The organism is Coleofasciculus sp. H7-1 (genome assembly GCF_057473865.1).
This window is the reverse complement of record NZ_JBYCCT010000042.1, coordinates 56,346-80,258: the sequence shown is the minus strand read 5'-3', so window position 1 is coordinate 80,258 and position 23,913 is coordinate 56,346. Positions and strand designations below refer to the sequence as shown.

The window sequence follows — 23,913 nt, the reverse complement described above, 5'->3', positions numbered from 1 at the left end:
TTGGCAAAAGCTCCAAAATCTAAAATAAATAAGAAATCTCTTTCTCCAGGTATTGATGAACAGCTTTCAACAGCTACAGGAAGCAGAAAAGGTACTGTTTCCGATTTTTTCCGCAATTGACGCCACAGTCAAGCAAAATCTCAAACGAGTGCTGGAAGCCTTTCGTCACCATCGGGTGGGGGCGCACCATTTCGCTGGTGTCACCGGCTACGGTCACGATGATTTAGGGCGACAGACGCTCGATCGGGTATTTGCCGAAGTAATGGATGCCGAAGCCGCTGCGGTTCGAGTGCAGTTTGTTTCCGGTACTCATGCGATCGCTTGTGCCTTATTTGGAGTTCTTCGTCCTGGAGATGAAATGCTGGCAGTAGCCGGTGCCCCCTATGACACACTAGAAGAAGTCATTGGTTTGCGAGGGCAAGGCCAAGGCTCCTTACTTGATTTTGGCGTTAGTTACAAAGAATTGGCTCTTACTGGCGAAGGAATTATTGATTGCCAAGCGCTGGCGACAGCAGTTAGCGATCGCACCCGTCTCGTGTTAATCCAGCGTTCCTGCGGGTATTCCTGGCGTCCTAGTCTTTCCATTACCGACATCGAAAAAATTGTTTTCCTGGTTAAACAACAAAATCCCCACACGATTTGCTTTGTCGATAATTGTTACGGGGAATTTATTGAAGAACACGAACCAACTGCTGTCGGTGCCGATCTGATGGCTGGCTCTTTGATTAAAAATCCTGGTGGTACTATTGTAACATCTGGCGGCTATATTGCGGGTCGGGCAGACTTAGTAGAAGCCGCTGCCTGCCGTTTGACTGCACCAGGAATTGGCAGTAGTGGCGGTGCCAGTTTCGATCAACATCGCCTGCTGTTCCAAGGATTGTTCCTCGCACCGCAAATGGTCGGGGAAGCCATGAAAGGTAATCACCTGACGGCTTACGTTTTCGATCGGCTGGGTTATGCAGTGAATCCTTTACCAATGGCACCCCGCCGCGACGTAATTCAAGCCATCAAATTGGGTTCGCGTGAGAAGCTGATTGCCTTTTGTCGAGCCATTCAACAGCACTCGCCCATCGATTCCTATGTTGATCCCATACCCGGTGATATGCCGGGATATGAGAGTCAGCTAGTGATGGCTGGAGGCACGTTTATTGAAGGCAGCACCTCTGAATTGTCAGCCGATGGGCCGCTGCGAGAACCATACGTTGTATTTTGTCAAGGGGGAACCCATTGGACTCATGTAGCGATCGCTCTGGAATCTGCGATTGAAGCCGTGGGACCAGCTTAGGATAATTTCGCGCAAAGGCGCAAAGACGCTAAGAAAAACTTTGCGCCTTTGTGTCTTTGCGCGAAACTAAATAATATGACTGAAAACGAGATCGCTAAAGAGATTGTTGATGCTGCCTACAAAGTTCACACCCACCTTGGACCGGGGTTGTTTGAATCTGTGTATGAAGCAGTTCTAGCTTATGAGTTAGAGAGACGAGGGCTGCGGGTAGTTCGGCAGCAGCCTATCCCGGTAATTTACGAGAGTGTAAAACTGGAGGAAGGCTTTCGAGCCGATCTGATCGTCGAAAACAAGGTAATTATTGAACTCAAGTCCTTGGAAAAACTGGCTCCGGTACATAAGAAGCAACTGCTGACCTACCTTCGCCTGACTAACAAGCGGCTTGGCTTGCTGATAAATTTCGGTGAGGTACTGATCAAGGATGGTATTACGCGGCTGGTGAATGGGCTGTAGGAATTATTTCGCGCAAAGACGCTCTCGTCGCAAAGTTTTTCTTAGCGTCTTTGCGCCTTTGCGCGAAACCTTCTAAGATTCTGGTAACTTATACTGCCCGACAATCCGCTTGGCATATTCTGGTACGTGCGCCTCTAACTTCTCCGGATGATTGCGCTTCACATACAAATAATTGCGGGTAAAGTGGGAATCAATTGAGAAACGGGCATACTCTAAACCTTTGGGGCCAATTTTTTCAATCACAACTCCCATCAGCTTTGCCGCCCACATCGGGAGAGTAACGCCTTTATCATAGGCAGGGATACTTTGTTGTACCGCTTCTTTGCGGTTTCCTTGGGACATCACTGGCTGCGTGTCTATCTGATCTTGCACCAAATCCAGCATTTCTTTGCCAGTGTCATTCCGCACCACAATCCACTGCCAGCCAAAAGGTGCGCCCATGTATCCTACTACTAAATCTGCCAGAGAATTGACATAATCAAAGCAGCTCATGCAAGAAGGAGCAAATACATCCTTTAACTGGTTTGTCTTCAGTCCAAAGAAAGGCACCATTTCCATAGAGCCATCTTCGTGCTTGAAGTGAACCCGGAAATCTTGCATAAACTCGTAATGCACCACTGTATCCGGGGAACGGCTGGTGGTTTCTAAGAATTTTTGCAATCCGGCGCGGTTAACATTATCGACGCAGGGCGTACCCAAAACGTAAAGCTTTTCTAGTCCCAGTTGCTTCTCGACTGCGCGTAATGCCTGGATTTGGCAACCAACGCCAATTACCAACAGCCGCTTCATCCCAGATTGCTCAATTTGCTCCAACACCGAGAGATTAGGGGACAGCGTTGGTTTATTCACCCGCGCTGCTAGAATCTCCTCTGGAGTTCGAGCGATTATCGGCATCGGCTGAAATCTGTCTTCCTTAGTATTCTGGACGCAGACGACACCTTCAACCATGCCGCGATTCAGCATTTCGATGGCAATGGTGCTGACAATTCCCGTCCACTGCGCCCCCTCAATTGGCTCAGTTTTCCGCGCCGCCATCATGTCTTGACTAACCCCAAAGTACCAATCATCGGGATTATCCAGATTGCGGCTTCTTCCGTGAGTTTGTTCTTCTAGTTCCGCTATCTGCTGATTAAGAAATGCACACGCTTCCTTGACATAGTGAATATAGTATGTGTCGCACAGCCCGCACTCGCTACATAGTTCTTTAGCAGGGCGACGGCTAGAGGGTTTGAGGGCTTTGGCTTTATCGTGAGGGCGCACTGAGGTCATATTAAGGGCAGTTTATTAACTAAAACATTTACCAGAGCAAGATAGCCCAAAGCTTACTTTTACACAAAAAGCGAGAGAGTTGATGAAGACTTCAGTAATTATTACGAAGCATTAATAATTGACTTAGTTTAATTTTGAGTAAGTTCTACTACCCAAATGCCACTGCGATAGTTATCTGAACTGACACCAGAGCTATGTGAATTCTCATATTCCTCAAAAGGCAAGAAACACTCATGGGATTATTCGAGCGCATTAGTCTAAATGCCAGAGCCAATCTAAATGACGCGCTTAGCAAGGCTGAAAACCTAGAAAAAATTTTGGAGCAGTCCATCATTGATATGCAGGAAGACTTAGTGCAGTTGGGTCAGGCAGTTGCCAGAGCCATTGCGACGCAAAAACGGACTCAGCAACAATACAACCAAGCCCAAACCGAAGCAGATAACTGGCAAAACCGCGCCCAGTTGGCTCTGCAAAAAGGCGATGAGAATCTTGCTAGAGAAGCGTTAGTACGCAAAAAAGTAAATTCTGACACTGCCAATACCCTGAAAACTAGTTTGGATCAGCAAACAGCTCATGTAGAAACCCTCAAGCGCAATTTAATTGTCCTAAAAAGTAAAATTTCTGAAGCCAAACAGAAACAGGATAGGCTCAAGGCACAGGTACAAGCTACCAAAGCTCAGGAACAGCTTCAAAGCGCTGTGGGACGCTTAAATACCAGCAGTGCGATGAGCGCCTTCGAGCGCATGGAAGAAAAAGTTTTGGAATTGGAAACCCGTTCTCAGGTGGTTACTCAACAAACTCCTTATTCTATCGAAACTCGATTGCTGAAGCTTGAAGGTGAGCTTAAAGCTATGAAAGCTCAATTACTAATTCAGCAGACAGCTATTGTAAACAGCCTTACACTGAACTCCACTGCTTTAGAAGAGGTGAGAGATATGCTTCAGGAAGTTCGTTCCCAGTCTAAAACGGAACTGGCTACTAAAGATTTTCTTTTCCAGCCCATGCAAGAACTGATTTCCTATAATTTAGACGAGCAATTTGCCATGCTGGAATCTGGCAGCGACCTTAATGATGAATTGGAGGCGATAAAAGCACAACTGACTGGTTATTCTACAACCCAAGTACAACTACCGCCAGCTAACCAAAATACCACCTCTAAATCTAATTCAGCAGTTGATAACGAATTGGAAGACCTAAAAAAGCAACTAGATAACCTTTAAAAAGTAGACTGTCTCATAGGAAATAGACTCGCTTAACCTGCTTCATTATTGAGGACAGAGCAGGGAAAGAAAGAGCGATCGCTCTTTCTTTCTCTTCCTTCGTGTTCTTTGCGTCTTCGCGGTTCCACTTCTTCCGTACAGCTAGTCTTCGTGGTTCCACTTCTTCCGTACAGCTAGGTAATGTAGGAGCGCGATCGCTTTCCCACCTTCCACCAAAACGCCAAACCCAGCCAGTTTAACTAGCTGGGTTAGCAAATTTATACTACAACCCTATCACCCAGGGCGAACATCAAGACAGCCTTCTGCATAATTCACTTCTGGCACTTTACCCGCAATCATGCGATTTACAGTCTTGCCATTCGTAGACACAAACACGAGACGCAAGTCTTTTTCAGCAAAGCTGCTTGGTTGAACGACCCAGGCTTTACCTTTTTCGCTGTTGAGAAGACGAATTACCTGAATTTGTCCCGGATAAGCAGACTTAATCGTGCTTTCTGTATCGTCAACTTTGATACCATGAACAGTAGTAATTTTATTGGTTTCAATTTCCACCGTAGCGATCCGACCTTCCGTGACCATGAAAGTAACACCCTCAGGCCCCTTTGCTGGCTTGTAATAGTCACAAACGCGATTGGGATTTTGCCGGGATGGTACTATTTGAGTCCCAGCAACGCCTGATGCCTCAGCAACAGTCATGTTAATTTTAACTGACCCAATGCCGTTCATCGATAGTCTCGATTGGGTTGTCAGTTTTTCGGCTTTCTTTAGGCAAAAATTCTCGCCACTTTGATCGCTTAAGCAGTTGCCGTTCCTATCCAGAATAATAACTGAGTTGATAGTTGAAAATTGCTTAAGTGTGGCATTAATAGAGCTTTTTTGACGAGCATCATCTCCAATGCCTCCCGAAACAACCGACTTACAAAATTTCAGTTTAGCAATTCCATTAGTGATGGAAATCGTAAAATCTTTGCCGCAGTTGGAACTGCCTTTGAATTCAATAGGATCGCTCAAACCACGAACTTTTTCCTGACTTGTAGGACCTGCGATTAATTGCTCAATGGCAAACTGGGCTATACTCGGACTGTTTGTTGTTCGCCAAACTGGCTCAACATAAGTGAAATCTTGCCCGCTTTGGGGGTCTTTAGGAAAAAAGACTTTGACATTTTTTGGAGTGGCTTTTACTGGCTCGAAGCTGCTTAGAAGAGCTTGTTTGGTTTGAGCGGTTTGTTCTGAAGAAGATTCTTCTAAGTTTGATTGGGAACGGGTTGCTTCTGTCGATGGTCTGATTGCGGATTTGAGTGTTTCTGAGGATTGTGCGGCATCTGTGACTTGAGTTCCACAGGCACTGATACCCGCAACTGTCAATAACAAGCAGAAAGATAATAAAGTTGATTTGCGGATGCGGTGCATTTTGTCTTTAGAGATAGATGAATGACTAATTTCTTACGTCCTCTATTGTAGAAAGCCGTCAGCAGAAAACTGATGCGGTTGTGTGTCAATACTTCGAGTGACATTAAGTGGAAACAAGCTCTTGTGAGTTGTTTCCTGAAAAAGTAGAAACGTTCTGTCTGGCAAAAAATGGAGTTTGAGGGCTGACAGGGGCTTTCTGAATCTCCTGAAGCCTTCTGGCGGTCACTGGGACAATCGAGAGAGTGACACAGACAGTTGAAGGGAACGTAAAGTCGTTGTTTCAATAAAGACGTAGAGAGAAACCTGCTGAATCAAAGTGAGACAGCAATGCTTCCAAATGCATCTGCTAACGCATACTAAATAGTATGCAAAATCCTCGTCAAATAGCATTTCTGGCACTTCGGGATGTCCACCGTAAAGGCGCTTTTGCTGACGTAGCACTCGACCGACTGCTGCGTCAAGCAGACTTAAGTGCTACCGATCGACGGTTAGTGACAGAGTTAGTTTATGGGAGTGTAAGAAGACAGCGATCGCTCGATGCACTCATCGACCATCTAGGTAAAAAGAAAGCCCACCAACAACCCCCAGACCTCCGCGCCATTCTACATTTAGGCTTATACCAACTTCGTTATCAAGACCGAATTCCTGTCTCGGCGGCTGTTAATACTACCGTGCAATTAGCGAAAGAAAACGGATTTTCTGGACTTTCCGGCTTTGTCAATGGTCTATTGCGGCAGTATATTCGTCTAGCGGAAGGCAAGAAGCCGGGAAACATGGGAGGGGAAGTTCAGGACTTAGAATCTGACCCTCTACATCTGCCAAAAAATCCAGTTGAACGATTAGGCATCTTACACAGCTATCCCGACTGGATTATTGAAGTATGGCTAGAACATCTGGGTTTAGAAGAAACGGAACATCTGTGTGAATGGATGAACCAAACACCGGCAATTGACCTGCGGGTAAATCCCCTCCGCGCTGAGATAGAGAAAGTTGAGGCAGCACTGCAAGCTGCGGGTATCTCAGTTAGTCGCGTGCCCCATCTACCGCAAGCTTTGAGACTAACTGGCGGCACAGGTGCGATTCAAAATTTACCTGGTTTCAGCGAAGGTTGGTGGACGGTGCAAGATAGTAGTGCCCAGCTAGTGAGTTATCTGCTAAATCCCCAACCGGGTGAAGTCGTCATCGATGCCTGTGCAGCACCGGGGGGAAAGACAACGCACATCGCCCAATTGATGGAAGACAAGGGAACTGTTTGGGCGTGTGACAAGACTGCTTCTCGTCTCCGGAAACTGCAAGAAAATGCCAAACGGTTAAGTTTGCACTCGATTCAAATTCAGGAGGGGGACAGCCGCAACCTACCCCAGTTTATCAATCTAGCTGATAGGGTATTACTTGATGCCCCCTGTTCTGGATTGGGTACTTTGCATCGTCATGCTGACGCCCGTTGGCGGCAAACCCTACAGACGGTTCAGGAACTTTCAATTCTGCAAGGCGAACTATTAGATCGAGTGGCTACCTGGGTTAAACCGGATGGCATTTTGGTTTATGCAACTTGTACGCTGCATCCATTGGAGAATGAAGGTGTTGTTCGCGCCTTTTTAGCGAGTCACCCCAATTGGCAGATTTCGCCACCCAACCCCAGTTCACCAGCAGCAGCCTATACTACCCCCGCTGGATGGATCGAAGTCTGGCCTCACCGGCATCAAATGGATGGATTTTTCATGGTGCGGCTACAGCAGAAAAATGGGTAAGCCTCTATGGTAGTTGTGGTTGCAGAAATCTGTTGATGGATTAATCTGTTAGGGGAAATAAGGGAGAAGCCAATGGTAGCCAATTCTAGTGTTAAACAGCTTGTCAAAATTCTCATCGGTGCAGCTTGGATTGATGGCAAAATTCAGCCAGAGGAACGGCAATATCTTCAGCGAGTGGCGAAGGAAAAGGGCATTGCTGACGATCCTGAGATTCAGCCTTTGTTGTATGAACTCGTAGCTGTAAGCCCAAGCGAGGTCTACAATTGGGTGCAAGATTATTTAGGCGATCGCCCCAGCACCGAAGATTACCAGCACCTCATCGAAGCCCTCAGTGCCTTAATTTATAGCGATGGCGAGGTAGCGATCGAGGAAGCTAAACTCCTGACTCGATTACAGCTTCTAGATCCCAACAGTGCCTCCCAGAAGTCAGCCCCTAGTCCTGTCCTCAAAGCTATTCAAAAACTCTACCATCGGTGGGTTGACCATCAGAACTAGCTTTGAGACTAATAGATAAAGACCAGAATTTCGACACAATCATTCCACAAGTTAGGGCACGCTACACATAGCGTGCCTTTTTTTTGCATTCCCAATCTATTGTTATCGGCTTCCAGAGGCTCTGGAAGCCAATTTTTTCTACAACAAGCAACTATTTTTGCAAAATCTGCGTCTTTCCCTCTTGGGGAGTCCAGAACTTTCCTCTGAAACTGTCTATATTTCTATAATCTGTCACGGCAGTAAATAAATTTGTTGAGATTGAAATTTCTAGGAACCTATCAGGTAATCTTAGGTCTAAATAATCAAAGGAATGTGAAAAGTGGAGAAGGTTCTCAATGTCTAACTTAAATCGCTTGAAATCTGGAACAGCTTTACTACTAATGCTGGGAATGTCGGCAGGTTCGATGGCTCCCCTAGTAGAAACAATTGTGTCACCGGCACCGGCTGTTGCTCAAAGTATCAACTTTAGTGATGTATCCTCAAGCTACTGGGCTGCTAGTTTTATTCAAGAGCTGGCACAACGGGATGTAATCGCCGGGTTCCCCGATGGTACGTTCCGACCCAACGATCCGGTGACTCGTGCCCAATTCGCGGCGATGGTTCGTAAAGCCTTCAACAAGAATAAAATCCGCAATGCTGTTAATTTTGTGGATCTTTCATCGACTTACTGGGCATATTCGGCTATCCGCGAAGCTTATGAAATGGGATTTTTGTCAGGTTATCCTGGTAATGTCTTCAGACCCACACAAAATATTCCCCGCGAGCAAGTTCTAGTTTCGTTGGCGAATGGCTTGAATTATACTGCCAGCAGTTCCGTAGCGACTGATTTGCAAGTGTATAACGATGCTTCTTCTATCTCTAGCTATGCTCGCAATAGCATTGCTGCGGCGACAGAGAAGAGCATTGTGGTGAACTATCCGACTCTCCAGACGCTGAATCCAACTCGGAATGCGACAAGAGCGGAAGTGGCAGCTTTCATATACCAGGCATTGGTGAGTTCTGGACAAGTAGCGGCAATCAACTCGCCCTATATTGTCTCTCTTCAGGACACACCACCAGAGAACACGACTGTGGCGATTCCGGCTGGAACCACGATCCCAGTTAGGTACGAGAAAGAAAGAATTCTGGTTACAAAGGACGAGAAGGCACCGCTAACGCTGACGGTGGCAGCAAATATCACCACATCTGATGGAACGGTACTAATCCCCTCTGGAAGTCAAGTGGTTGGTGAACTGCAACCGGCTCAGGGAGGCTCTCAGTTTGTGGCAAAGGAACTGGTTTTCACAAACGGTCAACGGGTGGCTATCAATGCTACTTCTCAAACCATTACCAAAACCCAATCCATTACCAAGGGTTCTAGCGTCACTAATATCCTCAAGAATGCCGCATTAGGTGCGGCGGCGGCGGCGGCGGTTTCCGCTGTAACGGGTGACAAAGCGATCGCTACCGAAGAAGTCTTGGGCGGTCTGGGAATTGGTGGACTCATCGGACTGTTCCTAGGTCGGGATAAAGTCGATCTGATTGCGATTGACCCAGATACCGATCTGAATCTGAAGTTAAATGAAGAGTTAGTGCTGGAGCAGTAATATTTGTCGGATGAAGTGTGCAGTGTGTAATTTCAGATGACCGCTGATTGCTTCATCCTTTAAGCAGATAGGTACAAAAAAATAGGCATTTTCTCGCGCCCGATTTCTTCCCAGAAATCGGGTTTTTAGTGCGAAAGGCTTTTCTGACGTTTATTTGTGCCACACTGCGGATCAAACTTCCAGAGCGACCTTTGAGCTTTGAGTAGGGGCACTCACAAGAAATGCCCCTACGGGAACATGGATCAAACTTCCTAATCGATCTTTGAGCCTTCAGTTGGTAACCAGACAATAAATGTCGTTCCCTGTCCTTGAGTGTGCGGGATACTACGATCGAGCCAGTTGCGTTCGGCGGGGCTAATCACTTCAATTTCGCCCTGCATTTGTTCTACCAAATCTCGCGCGATCGCTAAACCCAATCCACTCCCCGGAATCTCAGTTTCTGCCTGGACGCCTCGGTAATGTCGCTCAAACAAATGCTCTTTATCTTGCACGGGAATGCCAGGACCAGTATCGCTAATTGCGATCGCCTGAAAATCCCCTTGAGATGTTTGTCGTCGATTTCCGGCATGAATGTAAACTTGCCCACCCGCTGGGGTATATTTCAAGGCATTGTCGATCAGATTGCTCAACACCTCGCGCAGCGCTTTCGCATTGGCTTGTACTGGTGGCAAATTGGGGGGAATTTCTGCCAATAAATCCAGATTTTTTTCTTGGGCTAGAGCGCTGGATGTCACCACTAACGGTTCTAAGACTTCAGCTACCGAGCAAGATTCCAGCATCAGCGCTCTCGTCGGAATCGTCTGAGGTTGCAACCCGGCGGGAGAGTTGGGATATCCTAAGTCTTCACATGAAGGGGGAAGCGGACAAGACGGGGCAATTGGCACGGGCACTGCATCGTAGGAACGATCCGCGATTTGCAAGGTAGAAGGCACCAACTCTCCTTCATTTATATCAACTGCCCGATCGAACTGTAGAAGCAACTCTTGCAGGCGATCGCTTTCGCGCACGATACTGTTGGCAACTTCGCGGTTCGCATCTCCGGGTAGCAGTCGTCTGAGGAGCAACTTGCCAAACGTCCGTAAGGCGGTCATGGGATTGCGAAACTGGTGTATCAGATCGTCCATGAGATCGCGCTGTTGAGCCTGAAGACGCCGATGAGTCCTCAGTTGCTGCTCAAACCATTGAGAACGCCGATCCAGAATACAGGCGATCGCTAGTGTATCGGCAATCCGTTCAATCGCGGTTCGTTCTCGCTGGTTCCACGGTCTATCTTCACGAGCCGTCACCAGCAACCCCATCACCACACCTTCATGCAACAAAGGCACCACAATTTGCAAGGGGGAGCCACTCAGGGCGGCATAGGCGAAGAGCGATCGCTGGAGGGGCGATGTCCCCGTGTTTGCCCGCAATTCATCAATGGTCTCTTCTTTTCCGACTTCAGCAGCCGATTCCGTTGAACCCTTCTCAGAAACATCATCGGACTTCTGAGGAACCGGAGACTGTGCCGCTGACAGTAACCGAGGAATTGATGCCAGCGGTCGATCGGAAAATCCCAGAGCCGAAGCCTCATCCGTTTCCCATTCCACCGCTGTCTGTGGGTAAGCAACAACCGGCCTTAGCTTAGTTGGGACGCCCTCTACCAGTTCTTCCGTTAAATACACAACACTCAAGGCAGCTCCCAGTCCTTGAGTTAATAGTGCTACTTGTGATTGGCACAAAGTTACGAATTCTGAACTGGTAGACATAGACACATTCGCTTATACTTGGGTACTTGACAGCGAGGAGAATTGCATTAATCGGGTCGAGTTTTCTTTCGTCGCTCCTGGCACGCAATGGCGCTGAAGCGGCAAAGGTCGTGCAAAGACCTCATTTTTGTTTCTTTTTATTACAAAAATTTTAGCGATCTCTTATGATAGTTTGGTTACAAAACTGCTTCCAAACTGGCTAAATTTTGTCAAGACTGAAGGAATATAGCGCTTTCTACGCTACATCTAGGCTCTAGTTTGGACAAGCTTGCATATATAGCGTCTATTGCCCGTTCTGCTGCTGTCCTATTTTGATTTCTGATATCTGTAATATTTGTATCAATCCGTAAAAAGCGGTTGATATTTTGAACTCAAACCGATATACTTGCGACGGTTTTTGTATCTATCATTACAACTGTCAGATTTAAAGAGGAGGTAAGGAGGTTGGCTAGAAGACGCAAGCGGAAAAGTCGCCGTCGCCAGGAAGGACGTAGAATTTTAGAGCATGTCCCTCAGTATAGTATTGAAAGCGGCGAAGATAAACCAGTCACCGCCGCGCGAAAGTTTATTCAAACCGAGGGAATCCTTCCGCCCGCTTTGCTGCTCGTGAAGCGGAACGAACACACCACAGATCGGTACTTTTGGGCGGAAAAGGGGCTATTTGGTGCCCAATACGTTGAAGAAAATCATTTTCTGTTTCCTAGCCTTAGGATAATCGACAATAGTGTGGAAAAGCCTACCGTTGCCGCTGTTCGTAGCAGCTGAAGTTTTAGGCATTTAAACGTGAAAACTCGGTTGTAGGGGCGGTTTGCGAACCGCCCCTATTGTTTTCAGGAGAAATTTTGAATTTTTCCTTTTAATTAAAACTTTTTTTGATTCGCAGACTGACTATATTTTGGGATTTTTAGCGGGAAAGTCGTCATTCGCAAGGCTTTAATTGGAGTTCGTGTTGCAATTGAGCCAATTCATCACGATGGGCGATGACAGTAATTAAACTTCTTGTCTCTTTTTCGACACCTGCGAATGCTTCCACCTTCAGGGAAACCTGTTCGCTGCGTCCAGCTTTTTTCCAGTAAAAAACGCCAGCTGCTGGTGAAAGGAGAACCAAACCTAGAAAAATTCTAGCTAACTGGGGAAATAGTATTGCTAAAACGAGTGCCAAACAAAGAAAGCCACAAAAAGCTAACAAGCTCAGAAAAATTGCCAAAAACCAGCTGGGGCGGACAAATCCTTGGAATGTAACTTGATTTTGCTTTGCATCCACCGCAGCAATCCGGTAGGCACGACGATCGAAATACTGCTGCAATTGAATTAAAATCGATTCTTCTGGTTGCTCCGCAATCAGTTTCACTTGTTGCGTTCGGTCTTTAGCGGAGGCTCGAATAAAGAAAAATAGACCTACTGCTAACAACAGTGTTAGCAGAAATGTTGAAAAGAGAATTGTCGTATTCACGAATTTCTAGATAGGGCAATGGAAAATAGGCTCTTGTCCAATAGATACAAGATCGCCTATAACCTATAGCCTATCGCAAGAGAGCTTCCTTTGGGATTGGCTCAGATGGCTTGAGAGTCTCTCATTGTATACTCGTCCCAAAGACGAGCCAGGTTCTGAGCCTGTTCCAGACACTCTGGGCGAATTTGATACATTCGACGAGGTCTTCCTCTCCCTTCCACTTTTTTCCAATAACCCGTGATAGCGGCTTGGTCTTCAAGAAATTTTAAGGCGCTGTATAAGACGGTATCAGAAAGCCGATAGGTGGGATATTCACTCTCTAGTCGCCCGATGAGTTCTGTTCCGTAGGATTCTCCACTCATCAAAACTGAAAGGACATAACACACCGCTAGTTCCTTGTTGAGATAAGTGGGAGGAGGGTCTTGAAAAAACTGATAAATATCCTCAAATTTCATCTGCATAATTCACTGAACTCCCAGCCAAACAAATTGGATTAGGATCGGTTTCCCCAAACTAACGATGCCTTTATCAATCAGAAAACACACCCGAAATAACGCTTCTATCACTGCTGTACTGAGACCGCGAACGATCAAAAGCAGCGTGTGATGTCAATAGCAAAATAACAGAACGATACCATCAATTTTAGACACTCAATTCTGGGTTGGTCTGCCAGACTTCACGGATAATTTTGCCATCCCGATCAAATTGCACTTGGTAGGAAAGCGACAGAACCACAGGGGTTCCGTGCTTGGACTGGGCATAGATCGTGATGACCGCTGCGACTGCGCGATCGCGCTGCTGTTGTTTAACAACCTGGAAATCTTGAATTTTGTACTTTGAGAAGAATTCTTGCCAAGCTGGGTAGATGGATTTCCCCTGGTAGACTTCATCCAGCGCGCCATAGGAGCGCATTAAAATGGCATTGTCACTGTATTGGGTGATTGTACGCTCCGGGTTTTCGGTAGCGATCGCTGCCCAATGTTTTTGCGCCACCGAAAGCGGTTTCGGCATCACCGTCCTTTGATAGATTGCCAAACTCCCCACCAAAGCAACTGCATAAGCGACACAGAGTAAATGCTGCCTGAGATTCGGTCGCCGGAATTTCATCATGCTGCTTCCACTTCGAGAGGGCTGCTCTGGAAATGGCAGGTCGTCATCAAAGCCAAGTAAATCAGAAGCCTGCTCTCGAAAGAAAGACGGCGACCTTGGGTTAAAAGTTCTCCAGAGGTTAAACATATTTGAATTTTGCTGCCCCATTGCCTCAAACTGGTGGTTAGGAAGATTACCGTATAAATTTGGGATTGCATTACTTGTTCAACAAAACGCTCTGTTTATAGATAAATCCGGAATTAAACCGATTTAAAATCAATTTATGCGAGAACAGTTTGATTCATCTCCCGTTCCTTCAGCTCTACAGCGAATCGCTGGCGCTTTTCGGATAACTGGCTGGATTGGCTTCTGGGTTCAGTTAGTCCTAGCCGTTGTTTCAACCATAATTTTCTTGTTTGCCATCCCCGCTGCCCAGCCGCGTGCCAGTGGCGCTGCCGCTGCTAGTCCAGGGACGAGTGGCAGTATATTTTTTGCAGTTTGCGGTCTTTTAGTGCTGTATTTCAGCGTTTATCAAGCTTGGCGTTACACCCGTTTGGGCATACAGCTAAAAGATTCTAATCCCAACCTCCGCCCGAAAAAGGCAGATACGATTAAAGTTTTAAGGTTTGGATTACTCGTCAGTTTAGGGGGATTGTTGCTGGCAGTTTTGGGCGCAGAAGCGATTACCGGCACTCTGTTGGCAAAGTCGCTGGCTCAAGCTCAAGGTGGGGTAGCAATCTACGATCCCCAATTTATTAATCGGTTGATTCAACCCTTAGATATTTTTGTGGTGCTGGCGAATACGCATACAATTACCGCTCACTTTGCCGGGATTGTGGTTTCCTTGTGGTTATATAGTCGCATCAACCGACAGTAACAAAGGCGAAGGGTCGAAAGATTGCGGCATCAGCAAGCAAAGAAGGCTGAGAGCGCATCCGGACTAGCGGCTGTATCATCCGGCTGTATCATCCGATCGCGCGATCGCAGTGTATTCTGATTTATTGGCAAAAAAAGCTGGAAAAAATCTGTGCTAGACCTCAAGCAGATACGGGAAAATTCAGAAGGTGTACAAGAGCGCCTGAATCGTCGCGGGATCGGGCAATATGACATACAGCCGATTTTGCAGCTAGACCAGCAGCAACGGGAACTGGAAGCAAAGCGAAGTCAACTCCAAGCTCGTGGGAACGAAATCGGCAAATTAGTCGGTCAAAAAATTAAATCGGGTAGCGATCCCAACGGCTCAGAAATCCAAGCGTTGCGGGAAGAAGGCAACCAAATCAAAACCCAGATTGCCGAACTAGAACCACAAGAAAGAAACCTGAAAGCCGAGTTAGAAGCACTCTTGTTATCGTTTCCTAACTTACCCAGTCAGTCCACACCCATTGGTAAAAGTGAAGAAGAGAATGTAGAAGTCCGCCGCTGGGGGGATGAATACTTGCCTCAAAACTCCGAAATTCTTCCCCACTGGGAAATCGGCGAACAAATGGGAATTCTTAACTTTGAGCGCTCCGCTAAAGTTGCACAAAGTCGTTTTGTCACGCTAATCGGTGCCGGTGCTGCCTTGGAAAGAGCTTTAATTAGCTTCATGCTCGACCGGCAAATCGCTGCTGGATATGTAGAAGTCATTCCCCCCTTTCTGATCAACAGCAAATCTCTCACCGCCACAAGCCAGCTGCCCAAATTTGCCGACGAAAGCTTCAAATGCGCTCAAGATGACTTGTGGCTAGCTCCCACCGCTGAAGTGCCGGTGACGAATCTCTATCGAGATGAAATCTTGGAGGCGTCGCAGCTGCCTATCTATCACTGTGCCTATACTCCCTGTTTTCGCCGGGAAGCGGGTAGCTACGGACGAGACACGCGGGGGCTAATTCGACTGCACCAGTTTAATAAAGTCGAGTTGGTGAAACTTGTCCATCCCAACAATTCACCCGCAGAGCATGAATCGCTGGTACAAAATGCCGAGGCAATTTTACAGGCTTTGAAGTTGCCTTATCGCGTCATTGAGTTATGCACTGGGGATTTAGGGTTTGGGGCAGCAAAGTGCTATGACCTGGAGGTATGGCTACCTTCGGCTGGGAAATACCGCGAGATTTCTAGCTGCTCCAACTTTATGGATTTTCAGGCGCGACGCGGCAGCATTCGTTTCAAAGAAGCTGGAAAGAAAGGAACCCAATTTGTCCACACGTTGAATGGTTCCGGATTAGCAATCGGGCGCACGATGGCAGCAATTCTGGAGAACTATCAACAACCAGATGGCACCGTCAAGATACCAGAAGCGCTGCAACCTTACCTGGGACGAGAAGTGCTAGGTAAAGGATGAAGAATGTCAGGCTTTGCCCTTCCCAAAGGGTGGGATGAAAGACGAGAAATAAATCTTCCTGGCTTACCGACTTTGGGCGGGAAAACCCCGCCCCTGCATTCAGTGCAACGATCAAAGAGAATCAGATGCGTTGCGTTCAACTGCTGAATCTGGAGAAATCGCCAAGTTCGGCGAAACTGGCAGCGCTTGAGTTGTCACCGTATGAACCGCATTATTACCGTAGGGTGCAGCACCTGTATTCCCTTTGAGCTGCTGCATCAAGCTTGCCATCTCTAGGGCATTCATCGCATAGTCCCAGCCGTGGTTACTCTTGATGCCAGCTCTTTCCAAGGCTTGTTGCATCGTATCTACCGTCAGAATGCCAAAAATTATCGGCACACCCGTTTGAAACCCAGCGTTGGCAATTCCCTTGGAGACTTCCGAGGCGACATAATCAAAGTGGGGGGTTTGACCCCGAATGACTGCACCCAGGCAAATCACAGCATCATATCGGCGCGTGAGTGCCAACTGGTGAGCCACCAAAGGCACCTCAAAACTCCCAGGAACCCAAACATAGTCCACTTGAGTGCCTTGAGGATTGACATCGATACCGTGGCGTTTCAGACAATCTTGACACCCCTCCAATAGTTTAGTCGTCACCAGATCGTTGAAGCGACCGATGACGATCGCAAACCGCAGGGGTTGAGTCTGAGTAAACGTTCCCTCGAAAACTGCCATGATTTTAGATATAAGCTTTTTGCCAGTTGTTCTTAGTCATCAGTCATTTGTCTTTAGTCCTGAGTCGGGTGCAGTGGACTGATGACCAATGACCCCTGACCGATGACTGAGTCTGACTATCCTTAAACTACTAAATAGTTTAGGGCACCTGTCAGAAGTACCAGAGCAATCCAAACCCCAGATCCTAAAAGAAGGAGCGGCTTAGACTGAGCCCAGTTCTGAGGAGTGGCATAGGCAAGCGGAACCCCAATGACCATGACGAATGATAAAAAGACTAAAGCAGCTAGTACCAACTGAAATAAAATTGTCATTTTCTCTTCTCCCAAGACAGCAACGGGCTGGCTAGAAATAGTTCAGCCGCAATTCTATACAGTAGTACCGTATCAAAAATCGACACTCATTGGTCATTCGTCATGGGTCATTGGTTATGGATCGTGGGCAAAGGACTAATGACTAAGGACTAATAATGATGAATCTGATTTTGTGCCATACAACAGCGGACTTTGACACCTTGGGAGCGGCAGTGGGGCTAACCCGTCTCCAGCCGGGATCTAGGGTCGTGCTGACCGGCGGTTGCCATCCAGCGGTGCGCGATTTTTTGGCGTTGCACCGAGATGAGTATGCGCTGATTGAACGTCGCTCTGTGAACCCGAAGCAGATTCGGTCGATTGCAGTTGTGGATACTCAAAAGCGCGATCGCGTGGGAAAGGCATCTGAATGGCTGGATTTGCCCGATTTATTGGAAGTTGTCGTCTACGACCATCACCCAGACGGGGAAGGAGATATCCCCGCTACCCGCACCCAAGTTGAGCCGGTAGGAGCAACCACCACTCTGATTGCCGAGCAGCTCCAGCAAGAAGGCATCCATCTGACGCCTTCTGAGGCAACCGTGATGGCGTTGGGAATCCACGTCGATACGGGATCGTTAACTTATGAAGGGGCGACGGCAAGAGATGCGATCGCGTTGGCTTGGTTAATGGAACAAGGGGCAAGCTTGCGCTTAATTGCCGATTATGTTGAGCCGGGTTTATCTCCTCAATTGCAGGAACTCTTGACAGAAGCGCTGGACAACTTGCAAAGAGCGACAACGTGCGGCTATAACGTTTCTTGGGTGCTGCTCAAAACCTCTGACTACGTTCCTGGTTTGTCAACGCTTGCCACTCGACTGCTCGATCTGGGCGAAAGCGATGCTTTATTACTAGCAGTGGCGTATCCCGTGGGGGATGGAGGTGAGGAGCGATTCACGGTCATTGGGCGATCGCGCATTGAAGGTACCAATCTCAATGAATTGTTTCAACCGTTGGGTGGCGGTGGGCATTCCCAGGCGGCGTCGGTGACACTGCGTGGCGTCGATACCCAGGCAACTCTCGATCGGCTAGTCAGTCAGCTAAAAGACCAAATTCCCCAGCCGCTGACAGCACGGGAACTGATGTCATCGCCAGTGCGGACGATTCGCCCTGACACGACAATTGAGCAAGCCCAGAGAATTTTATTACGTTATGGGCATTCTGGTCTTTCGGTCGTTAATTCCGAAGACCAACTGGTGGGGATTGTTTCCCGGCGGGATATCGATCTGGCGTTGCATCATGGCTTTAGTCATGCGCCGGTAAAAGGCTACATGACTAACAATCTGAAGACGATTACCCCGGATACGTCCTTGCCAGAGATTGAATCGATTATGGTGACTTACGATATCGGGCGCTTGCCGGTATTGCAGGATGGACATCTGGTGGGAATGGTTACGCGCACCGATGTCTTGCGGCAGTTGCATCAGGGAAGAGGAAATGGAGCATTAGTCAGTGATGGGAAAGAAAATCCGATTACCAATTACCCATTATCAATTACGAATGCCCATCAACCCCTGACCGATATTTTGCGCGATCGCCTTGCTCCCCCCTTGTGGGAATTTCTCACCAGAGCCTCCCAGCAGGCAGAACAACGCGGCTGGAATCTCTATCTGGTCGGCGGAGGGGTGCGGGATTTACTGCTCGCCGCTGCCCATGAAACCCTGATGCTTTCAGATATTGACTTGGTGGTAGATGGCTTTCACCGCTCGGCGGATGTCGGCGCTGGAGTAGAACTGGCGAAAGCACTTCAACAAACCTACTCAAATGCCCGTCTGGAAGTCCACGGTCAATTTCAAACTGCCGCGCTACTGTGGCACAATGACCCAGTCCTAGACTCTCTCTGGGTGGATATTGCGACGGCTCGAACTGAGTTTTATCCTTACCCAGCCGCGAATCCAGAAGTCGAAGCGAGTTCGATTCGCCAAGATTTGTATCGGCGGGATTTCACCATTAACGCCTTGGCGATGCGACTGACGCCACCCCGTGCGGGTGAATTATTGGATTTCTTTGGCGGAATGCTAGATTTGCGATCGCGCCAAATCCGCGTCCTCCATGCTAATAGCTTTATTGAAGATCCCACGCGCATTTATCGCGCCGTGCGGTTTGCAGTCCGCCTGGGATTTCAGATTGAACCGCAGACGGAAGGGTATATTCGCTATGCGCTAGAGAGTGGAATTTACGAGCGATCGCTCTCTGAAAATAGCAAAGCCCCGGCGCTACAAACACGGCTGAAAGCAGAACTCAAATACATCCTACAAGCGCCTTACTGGAAACCGGCGTTGCAATTACTTGCCGATCTGGGGGCGTTGCGGTGTCTCCATCCCACGCTAGAGTTAAATGAGCAATTATGGAAGCAGGTGCGTTTACTAGATCGGTGTCTGCGCCGGTTTGATCCCCAGAAAACCCTCGATCATTGGCAGATGCGGCTAGAAATTTTAATCGCCTACCTCGCTCCCGAATATCGCGCGAAAGTGGCAATCAATCTTCAATTACCGACAGACAGTATCGAACGATTAGAGCAACTAGATCGCGATCGCGCTTTGGTGGTGAAATTTTTGCCAGAATGTCAGCGACCCAGTCAAGTCGTCTTGCTGAAGCGGTACGAGTTGCCCACGTTGATTTTGATTGCTGTAAAAAATTCGCGTCTGATTCGGCGGCTAATTTGGCGGTATCTCACTATCTGGGCGAATATTCAACCGATATTAAACGGTAATGATTTGAAAGCACTGGGCTACAAACCGGGGCGTGAATTCAAGCCCATGTTAGATCGTCTGTTGGCGGCAACACTGGATGGAGAAATCCGCGATCGCGCTGATGCTGAAAAATTTTTGGCAGAGTATTATCCACTTTGAAGCGGCTAAAAGTCAAAGCCGGGGACGTTTGCTTTAGATGCGCGGACAACAGAAAGCCGGGATCGGGGACACCAGCAGTAGGTAGCCGGGTAATCAACCGCCGCTACCTATTTCCTAGGACTCAAAACTCGGTACCAAGACGGTAGCATAGTTGGGAAAACTGTAACAAATCTTTAATGAACTTAACGGCTGGAGCAGTCCTGAAGAACGGCAAATACGTCCTCGACGCCCCACTGGGTCAAGGTATCTTTGGGATCACCTACCGGGCGACTCATACTCAGTCGGGGAAAGCGGTCGTCATCAAAACCCTCAACGACAGTCTGCGGACTCATCCCGATTTTGAGCGGTTTGGGCAGCAATTTCTTACCCAGGCACGTCGCCTTGCCCGCTGCAAGCATCCTCACCTGGTTCGGGTTCTCGACTTGTTTGAGGAATCTCGGCGATGTTTCATTGTCATGGAGTTTATACCGGGGCAGACCCTGGCTGAATCGCTGCCAGCAGGTCAGATGTTGCCAGAAGCACAAGCCCTTGGCTATATTCGTCAAATTGGCAGTGCCCTAAATGTTATCCACAAGGCAGGTTTACTGCACCGAGATGTCAAACCCCAAAACATCATCCGGCGTCAAGGAACTGATGATGTAGTGCTGATAGACGTTGGTTTTGGCGATGAATTTACGCAGGGAGTGACGCAAACCCAAGCCAATTTGCTGAATCCCGGATATGCGCCAATCGAACAATCTCTTTCCCAGAAAAAACTCACCCCAGCGACAGATGTGTATGCTTTAGCAGCAAGTTTGTATTGCTTGCTGACAGGTCAACCGCCGGTTCCGGCACCGCTACGCGATCGCATCCCACTCCCAAATTTAAGGCAAATTCAACCCAAACTCAGCCCAACTGCGATCGCGGCAATTTTATGTGGCTTGGAAATCAAAGCCGAGAAGCGTCCCCAAAAAGTAGAAGATTGGCTATCCCTGTTGCCAGCTAGCAAGGCTCCACAGGTTCACAGGGCGACCCAAACGGCTCGTCCCCCTGTGAATCTCCCCAAATCTCAGCCTGCCCCCCAAAAGCGGCAACCAGCCAGCAACAAGAAACCGGAGACATCGATTGCCAGCGGAGTGAACTGGAATCTCAGTCAGGATGTGAAGCGACCGGGCAAAACCCGCCCCGCAAAAACTCAGCCTGCTATTGTTAGTGCTGCCCCGAAAAAACTCAAAACAGCGATACGGGCAACCTTCCCGATTGCCCTCGCCAAACTGAAAATCTCGTTAGAGAGTTTCAAGATTCCAGAGGCGATAACCCTTGTCTCTACAAAGCTTGGCTCGTCAGCGGGCATTCCTAGCTTACAAAACTTAAAGTTTCCCAAACTGACACTAGCCAGAGGGCTGATGATCACAGCAGCGATCGCTACCTGTACGGGTGCTGGATTTGGCTTAGCAGTTCGCTTGAACAAAGCAATGGGGCCAGGATCTTCTATCCTGCACACCGAACAATCCTTTCCACCCCGCGACGACTGGCCCATCTCAGACACCCCCGATCCCACTTCCAGCGCTAATCTGCTATCACCCCCCGCTGCCGTTGTCGCACCCGTGCCACCTTCCCCAGGCACACTGCCAAAGCCTGAGCTGTAACCTAGGCTGTAGGTAGTATTGAGAGCAAGCAAGTTATAATTTGTTACGGACGCACAAATAGATTTTTTCATGACTAATCCTGTAGTTCATGCATTTTTTCTCGGCAGAGCGGTTGCAGAAGCTCTGAATGAACAGGTAGAAAACGCCGTCACCAATGCTCTCTCGGAACTCGGCAAATTTGATGCTGAACAACGAGAGTCTTTGCGGCACTTCACCTCACGAGTGACCGAACGCTCTGACGCCCAAGCTGAAACGGTGATGCGGGGGCGAACCACTACCAGCATTGTGCCTCAAGGCAACCAAACCACAGATTTGCAAGCGACGATTGATGAACTTCGGGCAGAAGTCGCTCGCTTTCGCTCCGAATTACAACGCTATCGCAGCCGCTCAGTATAAATTCTGTTAGCGTACCAGCGCTCTGTTCGCGTGCTGAGTGGGAATTCAGTTGTGAGTTGTTAGTTATCCAAAACTCTCAAAACTCAACTGCTCTTGCGCCAATTACTTGAAAAAACCGACTTAGGAATCCGAGTGTCAGCCTATCCTAATGACTCTAAACTGAAGCGATACGCGGCTAGCACGCCGAGTGCCCAGCGTGCCGCTGATAAAGCCCGTAAGGATAAGGCTTATCGGTGGAACCGCGAAAGTTACTCCCACCAACGGCGCTTCTTAGATATTTGGGGGTTTGTTTTAACCTTATTGTTTAAGCTCTGGCGCTACAACAAATCTTGGAGCTATCAGGGCGGAGTTACAGAGGAAAAACAAGTCCACAGACGCAGAGCGCAAGCCATTTGGATTCGAGAGACGTTCTTAGACTTAGGGCCAACTTTTATTAAAGTCGGGCAGCTGTTCTCCACCCGTGCCGATTTATTCCCCTCGGAGTATGTGGAGGAACTTTCTAAGCTGCAAGACAAGGTGCCTGCTTTTAGTTACGAACAAGCTGAGGTGATGATTGAGAAGGACTTCGGCAAGAAAGTTTCGCAACTTTACCGCACTTTTGACCCGATTCCCCTCGCGGCTGCTAGCTTGGGACAGGTACATAAAGCAACTCTCCACAGCGGCGAAGAAGTCGTGGTCAAGGTACAACGACCCGGACTGCGGCAGCTGTTTACGGTTGATTTGCAAATTCTTAGAGGAATTGCCCGTTTCTTTCAAAACCATCCCGACTGGGGTCGAGGTCGTGACTGGCTGGGAATCTATGAGGAGTGCAGCCGAATTCTTTGGGAAGAAATTGATTACCTGAATGAAGGCAGCAACGCCGATACGTTTCGCCGCAACTTCCGCGCCTATGATTGGGTAAAGGTGCCGCGTGTCTACTGGCGATATACGTCGCCACGGGTTGTAACTCTTGAGTACATTCCGGGGATTAAAATAAGTCACTATGAAGCGCTGGAAGCAGCGGGGCTGGATCGAAAGGAACTGGCTCACATGGGTGCAAAAGCTTACCTGCAACAATTGCTCAACGATGGCTTCTTCCACGCCGACCCTCACCCTGGCAATATCGCAGTCAGTCCCGAAGGTGCCCTAATTTTCTATGATTTCGGCATGATGGGGCGGATCAAGTCCAACATTCGCGAGCAACTGATGGAAACGCTGTTTGGCATTGCCCAAAAAGATGGCGACCGAGTGATGAATTCGCTCGTCGAAATGGGAGCGCTGGCAGTGGTTGATGATATGGGACCCGTGCGGCGATCGATTCAGTATATGCTGGATCACTTTATGGATAAGCCGTTTGAAAACCAATCGGTGAGTCAAATTAGTGAAGACCTTTATGAAATTGCTTACGACCAACCTTTTCGGTTTCCGGCGACTTTTACCTTTGTGATGCGAGCCTTCTCAACTTTAGAAGGCGTTGGAAAAGGCTTAGACCCGGAATTTAACTTTATGGAGGTTGCAAAACCCTTTGCAATGCAGCTTATGGCAGATAGTAATGGCAGTAATAGTAGTAGCTTCTTTAATGAATTAGGACGGCAAGCGGCTCAAGTTAGCAGTACGGCTTTGAGTTTGCCCCGGCGGATTGAGGATACGATTGAGAAATTAGAGCAGGGGGACTTGCGAATTCGAGTGCGATCTATCGAAAGCGATCGCATTCTCCGGCGAATGAGTAGCATTCAGTTGGGAACTAACTATACTTTGCTCATCAGTGCCTTCACCCTATCAGCCACTATCCTCTTCGTTCAGGGTTATGTCGGGCTGGCAGTCGTGGTTGCTCTGGCGGCATCTGCCCTAGCTTTTGTCCTCATTCGCTTGCTCATGCGCCTCGACCGATTTGATCGGATGTTTTGATTCGGGTAAA

General features: G+C 48.2%; 20 protein-coding genes and 1 pseudogene. 13 read left to right on the top strand and 8 right to left on the bottom strand.

From position 1 onward, the window contains the following. Positions 1-55: 55 nt before the first annotated feature. Positions 56-1,285, top strand: a complete 1,230-nt coding sequence (locus AC2VDX_RS11490; protein ID WP_378180234.1) for a methionine gamma-lyase family protein — start codon at positions 56-58, stop codon at positions 1,283-1,285. Between the two features lie 75 nt (positions 1,286-1,360). After that, complete coding sequence (locus tag AC2VDX_RS11485) at positions 1,361-1,738, top strand: GxxExxY protein (RefSeq protein WP_378180231.1); 378 nt, start codon at positions 1,361-1,363, stop codon at positions 1,736-1,738. 72 nt (positions 1,739-1,810) lie between these two features. On the opposite strand, the gene AC2VDX_RS11480 is transcribed toward AC2VDX_RS11485, so the two are convergent. Continuing rightward, positions 1,811-3,007 (bottom strand): Coenzyme F420 hydrogenase/dehydrogenase, beta subunit C-terminal domain, encoded by a 1,197-nt coding sequence (locus AC2VDX_RS11480; RefSeq protein WP_378180228.1) that lies wholly within the window; start codon positions 3,005-3,007, stop codon positions 1,811-1,813. Between the two features lie 233 nt (positions 3,008-3,240). On the opposite strand from AC2VDX_RS11480, the pseudogene AC2VDX_RS11475 reads away from it, so the two are divergent. Then, positions 3,241-3,867, top strand: a pseudogene (locus AC2VDX_RS11475) (PspA/IM30 family protein); the annotation flags it as partial. A 633-nt stretch (positions 3,868-4,500) separates the two neighbouring features. Here the strand turns inward: AC2VDX_RS11475 and AC2VDX_RS11470 are convergent. Further along, on the bottom strand, positions 4,501-5,637 hold the full coding sequence (locus AC2VDX_RS11470) for a hypothetical protein (RefSeq protein ID WP_378180221.1): 1,137 nt from the start codon (positions 5,635-5,637) through the stop codon (positions 4,501-4,503). A gap of 365 nt (positions 5,638-6,002) precedes the next feature. On the opposite strand from AC2VDX_RS11470, the gene AC2VDX_RS11465 reads away from it, so the two are divergent. The 3 genes from AC2VDX_RS11465 to AC2VDX_RS11455 all read left to right on the top strand — a co-directional run bounded on the left by AC2VDX_RS11465 (position 6,003) and on the right by AC2VDX_RS11455 (position 9,469). After that, a complete protein-coding gene (locus AC2VDX_RS11465) occupies positions 6,003-7,388 on the top strand; it encodes a 16S rRNA (cytosine(967)-C(5))-methyltransferase (protein ID WP_378180218.1) in 1,386 nt (461 codons plus the stop codon). Between the two features lie 72 nt (positions 7,389-7,460). Further along, positions 7,461-7,883 (top strand): tellurite resistance TerB family protein, encoded by a 423-nt coding sequence (locus AC2VDX_RS11460; protein ID WP_378180215.1) that lies wholly within the window; start codon positions 7,461-7,463, stop codon positions 7,881-7,883. A gap of 335 nt (positions 7,884-8,218) precedes the next feature. Continuing rightward, a complete protein-coding gene (locus tag AC2VDX_RS11455) occupies positions 8,219-9,469 on the top strand; it encodes an S-layer homology domain-containing protein (protein WP_378180212.1) in 1,251 nt (416 codons plus the stop codon). Positions 9,470-9,720: 251 nt separating this feature from the next. On the opposite strand, the gene AC2VDX_RS11450 is transcribed toward AC2VDX_RS11455, so the two are convergent. Beyond that, positions 9,721-11,214 carry an ATP-binding protein gene (locus AC2VDX_RS11450; RefSeq protein ID WP_378180209.1) on the bottom strand — a complete coding sequence of 498 codons (1,494 nt, stop codon included), beginning with the start codon at positions 11,212-11,214 and terminating at the stop codon, positions 9,721-9,723. Between the two features lie 444 nt (positions 11,215-11,658). Between AC2VDX_RS11450 and AC2VDX_RS11445 the strand changes: the two genes are divergently transcribed. Then, the gene (locus AC2VDX_RS11445) at positions 11,659-11,979 is read left to right on the top strand and encodes a DUF3155 domain-containing protein (RefSeq protein ID WP_378180206.1); all 321 of its coding nucleotides are present in this window, start codon (positions 11,659-11,661) and stop codon (positions 11,977-11,979) included. A gap of 154 nt (positions 11,980-12,133) precedes the next feature. Here the strand turns inward: AC2VDX_RS11445 and AC2VDX_RS11440 are convergent, their stop codons facing one another. The 3 genes from AC2VDX_RS11440 to AC2VDX_RS11430 all read right to left on the bottom strand — a co-directional run bounded on the left by AC2VDX_RS11440 (position 12,134) and on the right by AC2VDX_RS11430 (position 13,903). After that, on the bottom strand, positions 12,134-12,667 hold the full coding sequence (locus AC2VDX_RS11440; protein WP_378180203.1) for a cofactor assembly of complex C subunit B: 534 nt from the start codon (positions 12,665-12,667) through the stop codon (positions 12,134-12,136). A gap of 101 nt (positions 12,668-12,768) precedes the next feature. After that, positions 12,769-13,122 carry a PadR family transcriptional regulator gene (locus AC2VDX_RS11435; RefSeq protein ID WP_378180365.1) on the bottom strand — a complete coding sequence of 118 codons (354 nt, stop codon included), beginning with the start codon at positions 13,120-13,122 and terminating at the stop codon, positions 12,769-12,771. A 187-nt stretch (positions 13,123-13,309) separates the two neighbouring features. Further along, positions 13,310-13,903, bottom strand: a complete 594-nt coding sequence (locus AC2VDX_RS11430; RefSeq protein WP_378180200.1) for a nuclear transport factor 2-like protein — start codon at positions 13,901-13,903, stop codon at positions 13,310-13,312. 136 nt (positions 13,904-14,039) lie between these two features. Here AC2VDX_RS11430 and AC2VDX_RS11425 point away from each other — a divergent pair, with 136 nt between their 5' ends. Further along, complete coding sequence (locus tag AC2VDX_RS11425) at positions 14,040-14,633, top strand: DUF3611 family protein (RefSeq protein WP_378180197.1); 594 nt, start codon at positions 14,040-14,042, stop codon at positions 14,631-14,633. Between the two features lie 150 nt (positions 14,634-14,783). Then, positions 14,784-16,076 carry a serine--tRNA ligase gene (serS, locus tag AC2VDX_RS11420; protein ID WP_378180194.1) on the top strand — a complete coding sequence of 431 codons (1,293 nt, stop codon included), beginning with the start codon at positions 14,784-14,786 and terminating at the stop codon, positions 16,074-16,076. Positions 16,077-16,187: 111 nt separating this feature from the next. Here the strand turns inward: serS and ribH are convergent, their stop codons facing one another. Both ribH and psbZ read right to left on the bottom strand, forming a co-directional pair. After that, positions 16,188-16,793 carry a 6,7-dimethyl-8-ribityllumazine synthase gene (gene ribH / locus AC2VDX_RS11415; RefSeq protein WP_378180190.1) on the bottom strand — a complete coding sequence of 202 codons (606 nt, stop codon included), beginning with the start codon at positions 16,791-16,793 and terminating at the stop codon, positions 16,188-16,190. Positions 16,794-16,915: 122 nt separating this feature from the next. Continuing rightward, a complete protein-coding gene (gene psbZ / locus AC2VDX_RS11410) occupies positions 16,916-17,104 on the bottom strand; it encodes a photosystem II reaction center protein PsbZ (RefSeq protein WP_378180187.1) in 189 nt (62 codons plus the stop codon). Positions 17,105-17,262: 158 nt separating this feature from the next. On the opposite strand from psbZ, the gene AC2VDX_RS11405 reads away from it, so the two are divergent. The 4 genes from AC2VDX_RS11405 (at position 17,263) to AC2VDX_RS11390 (ending at position 23,903) form a co-directional block, all read left to right on the top strand. Then, entirely contained in the window at positions 17,263-19,992 is a 2,730-nt protein-coding gene (locus AC2VDX_RS11405; RefSeq protein ID WP_378180363.1) for a CBS domain-containing protein, read from the top strand. Positions 19,993-20,168: 176 nt separating this feature from the next. Beyond that, on the top strand, positions 20,169-21,620 hold the full coding sequence (locus AC2VDX_RS11400) for a serine/threonine protein kinase (protein ID WP_378180184.1): 1,452 nt from the start codon (positions 20,169-20,171) through the stop codon (positions 21,618-21,620). A 69-nt stretch (positions 21,621-21,689) separates the two neighbouring features. Beyond that, positions 21,690-22,016: a DUF6825 family protein gene (locus AC2VDX_RS11395; RefSeq protein ID WP_378180181.1), complete on the top strand. Its 327-nt coding sequence runs from the start codon at positions 21,690-21,692 to the stop codon at positions 22,014-22,016. 159 nt (positions 22,017-22,175) lie between these two features. Continuing rightward, entirely contained in the window at positions 22,176-23,903 is a 1,728-nt protein-coding gene (locus AC2VDX_RS11390) for an ABC1 kinase family protein (RefSeq protein ID WP_486928160.1), read from the top strand. Positions 23,904-23,913 lie beyond the last annotated feature (10 nt).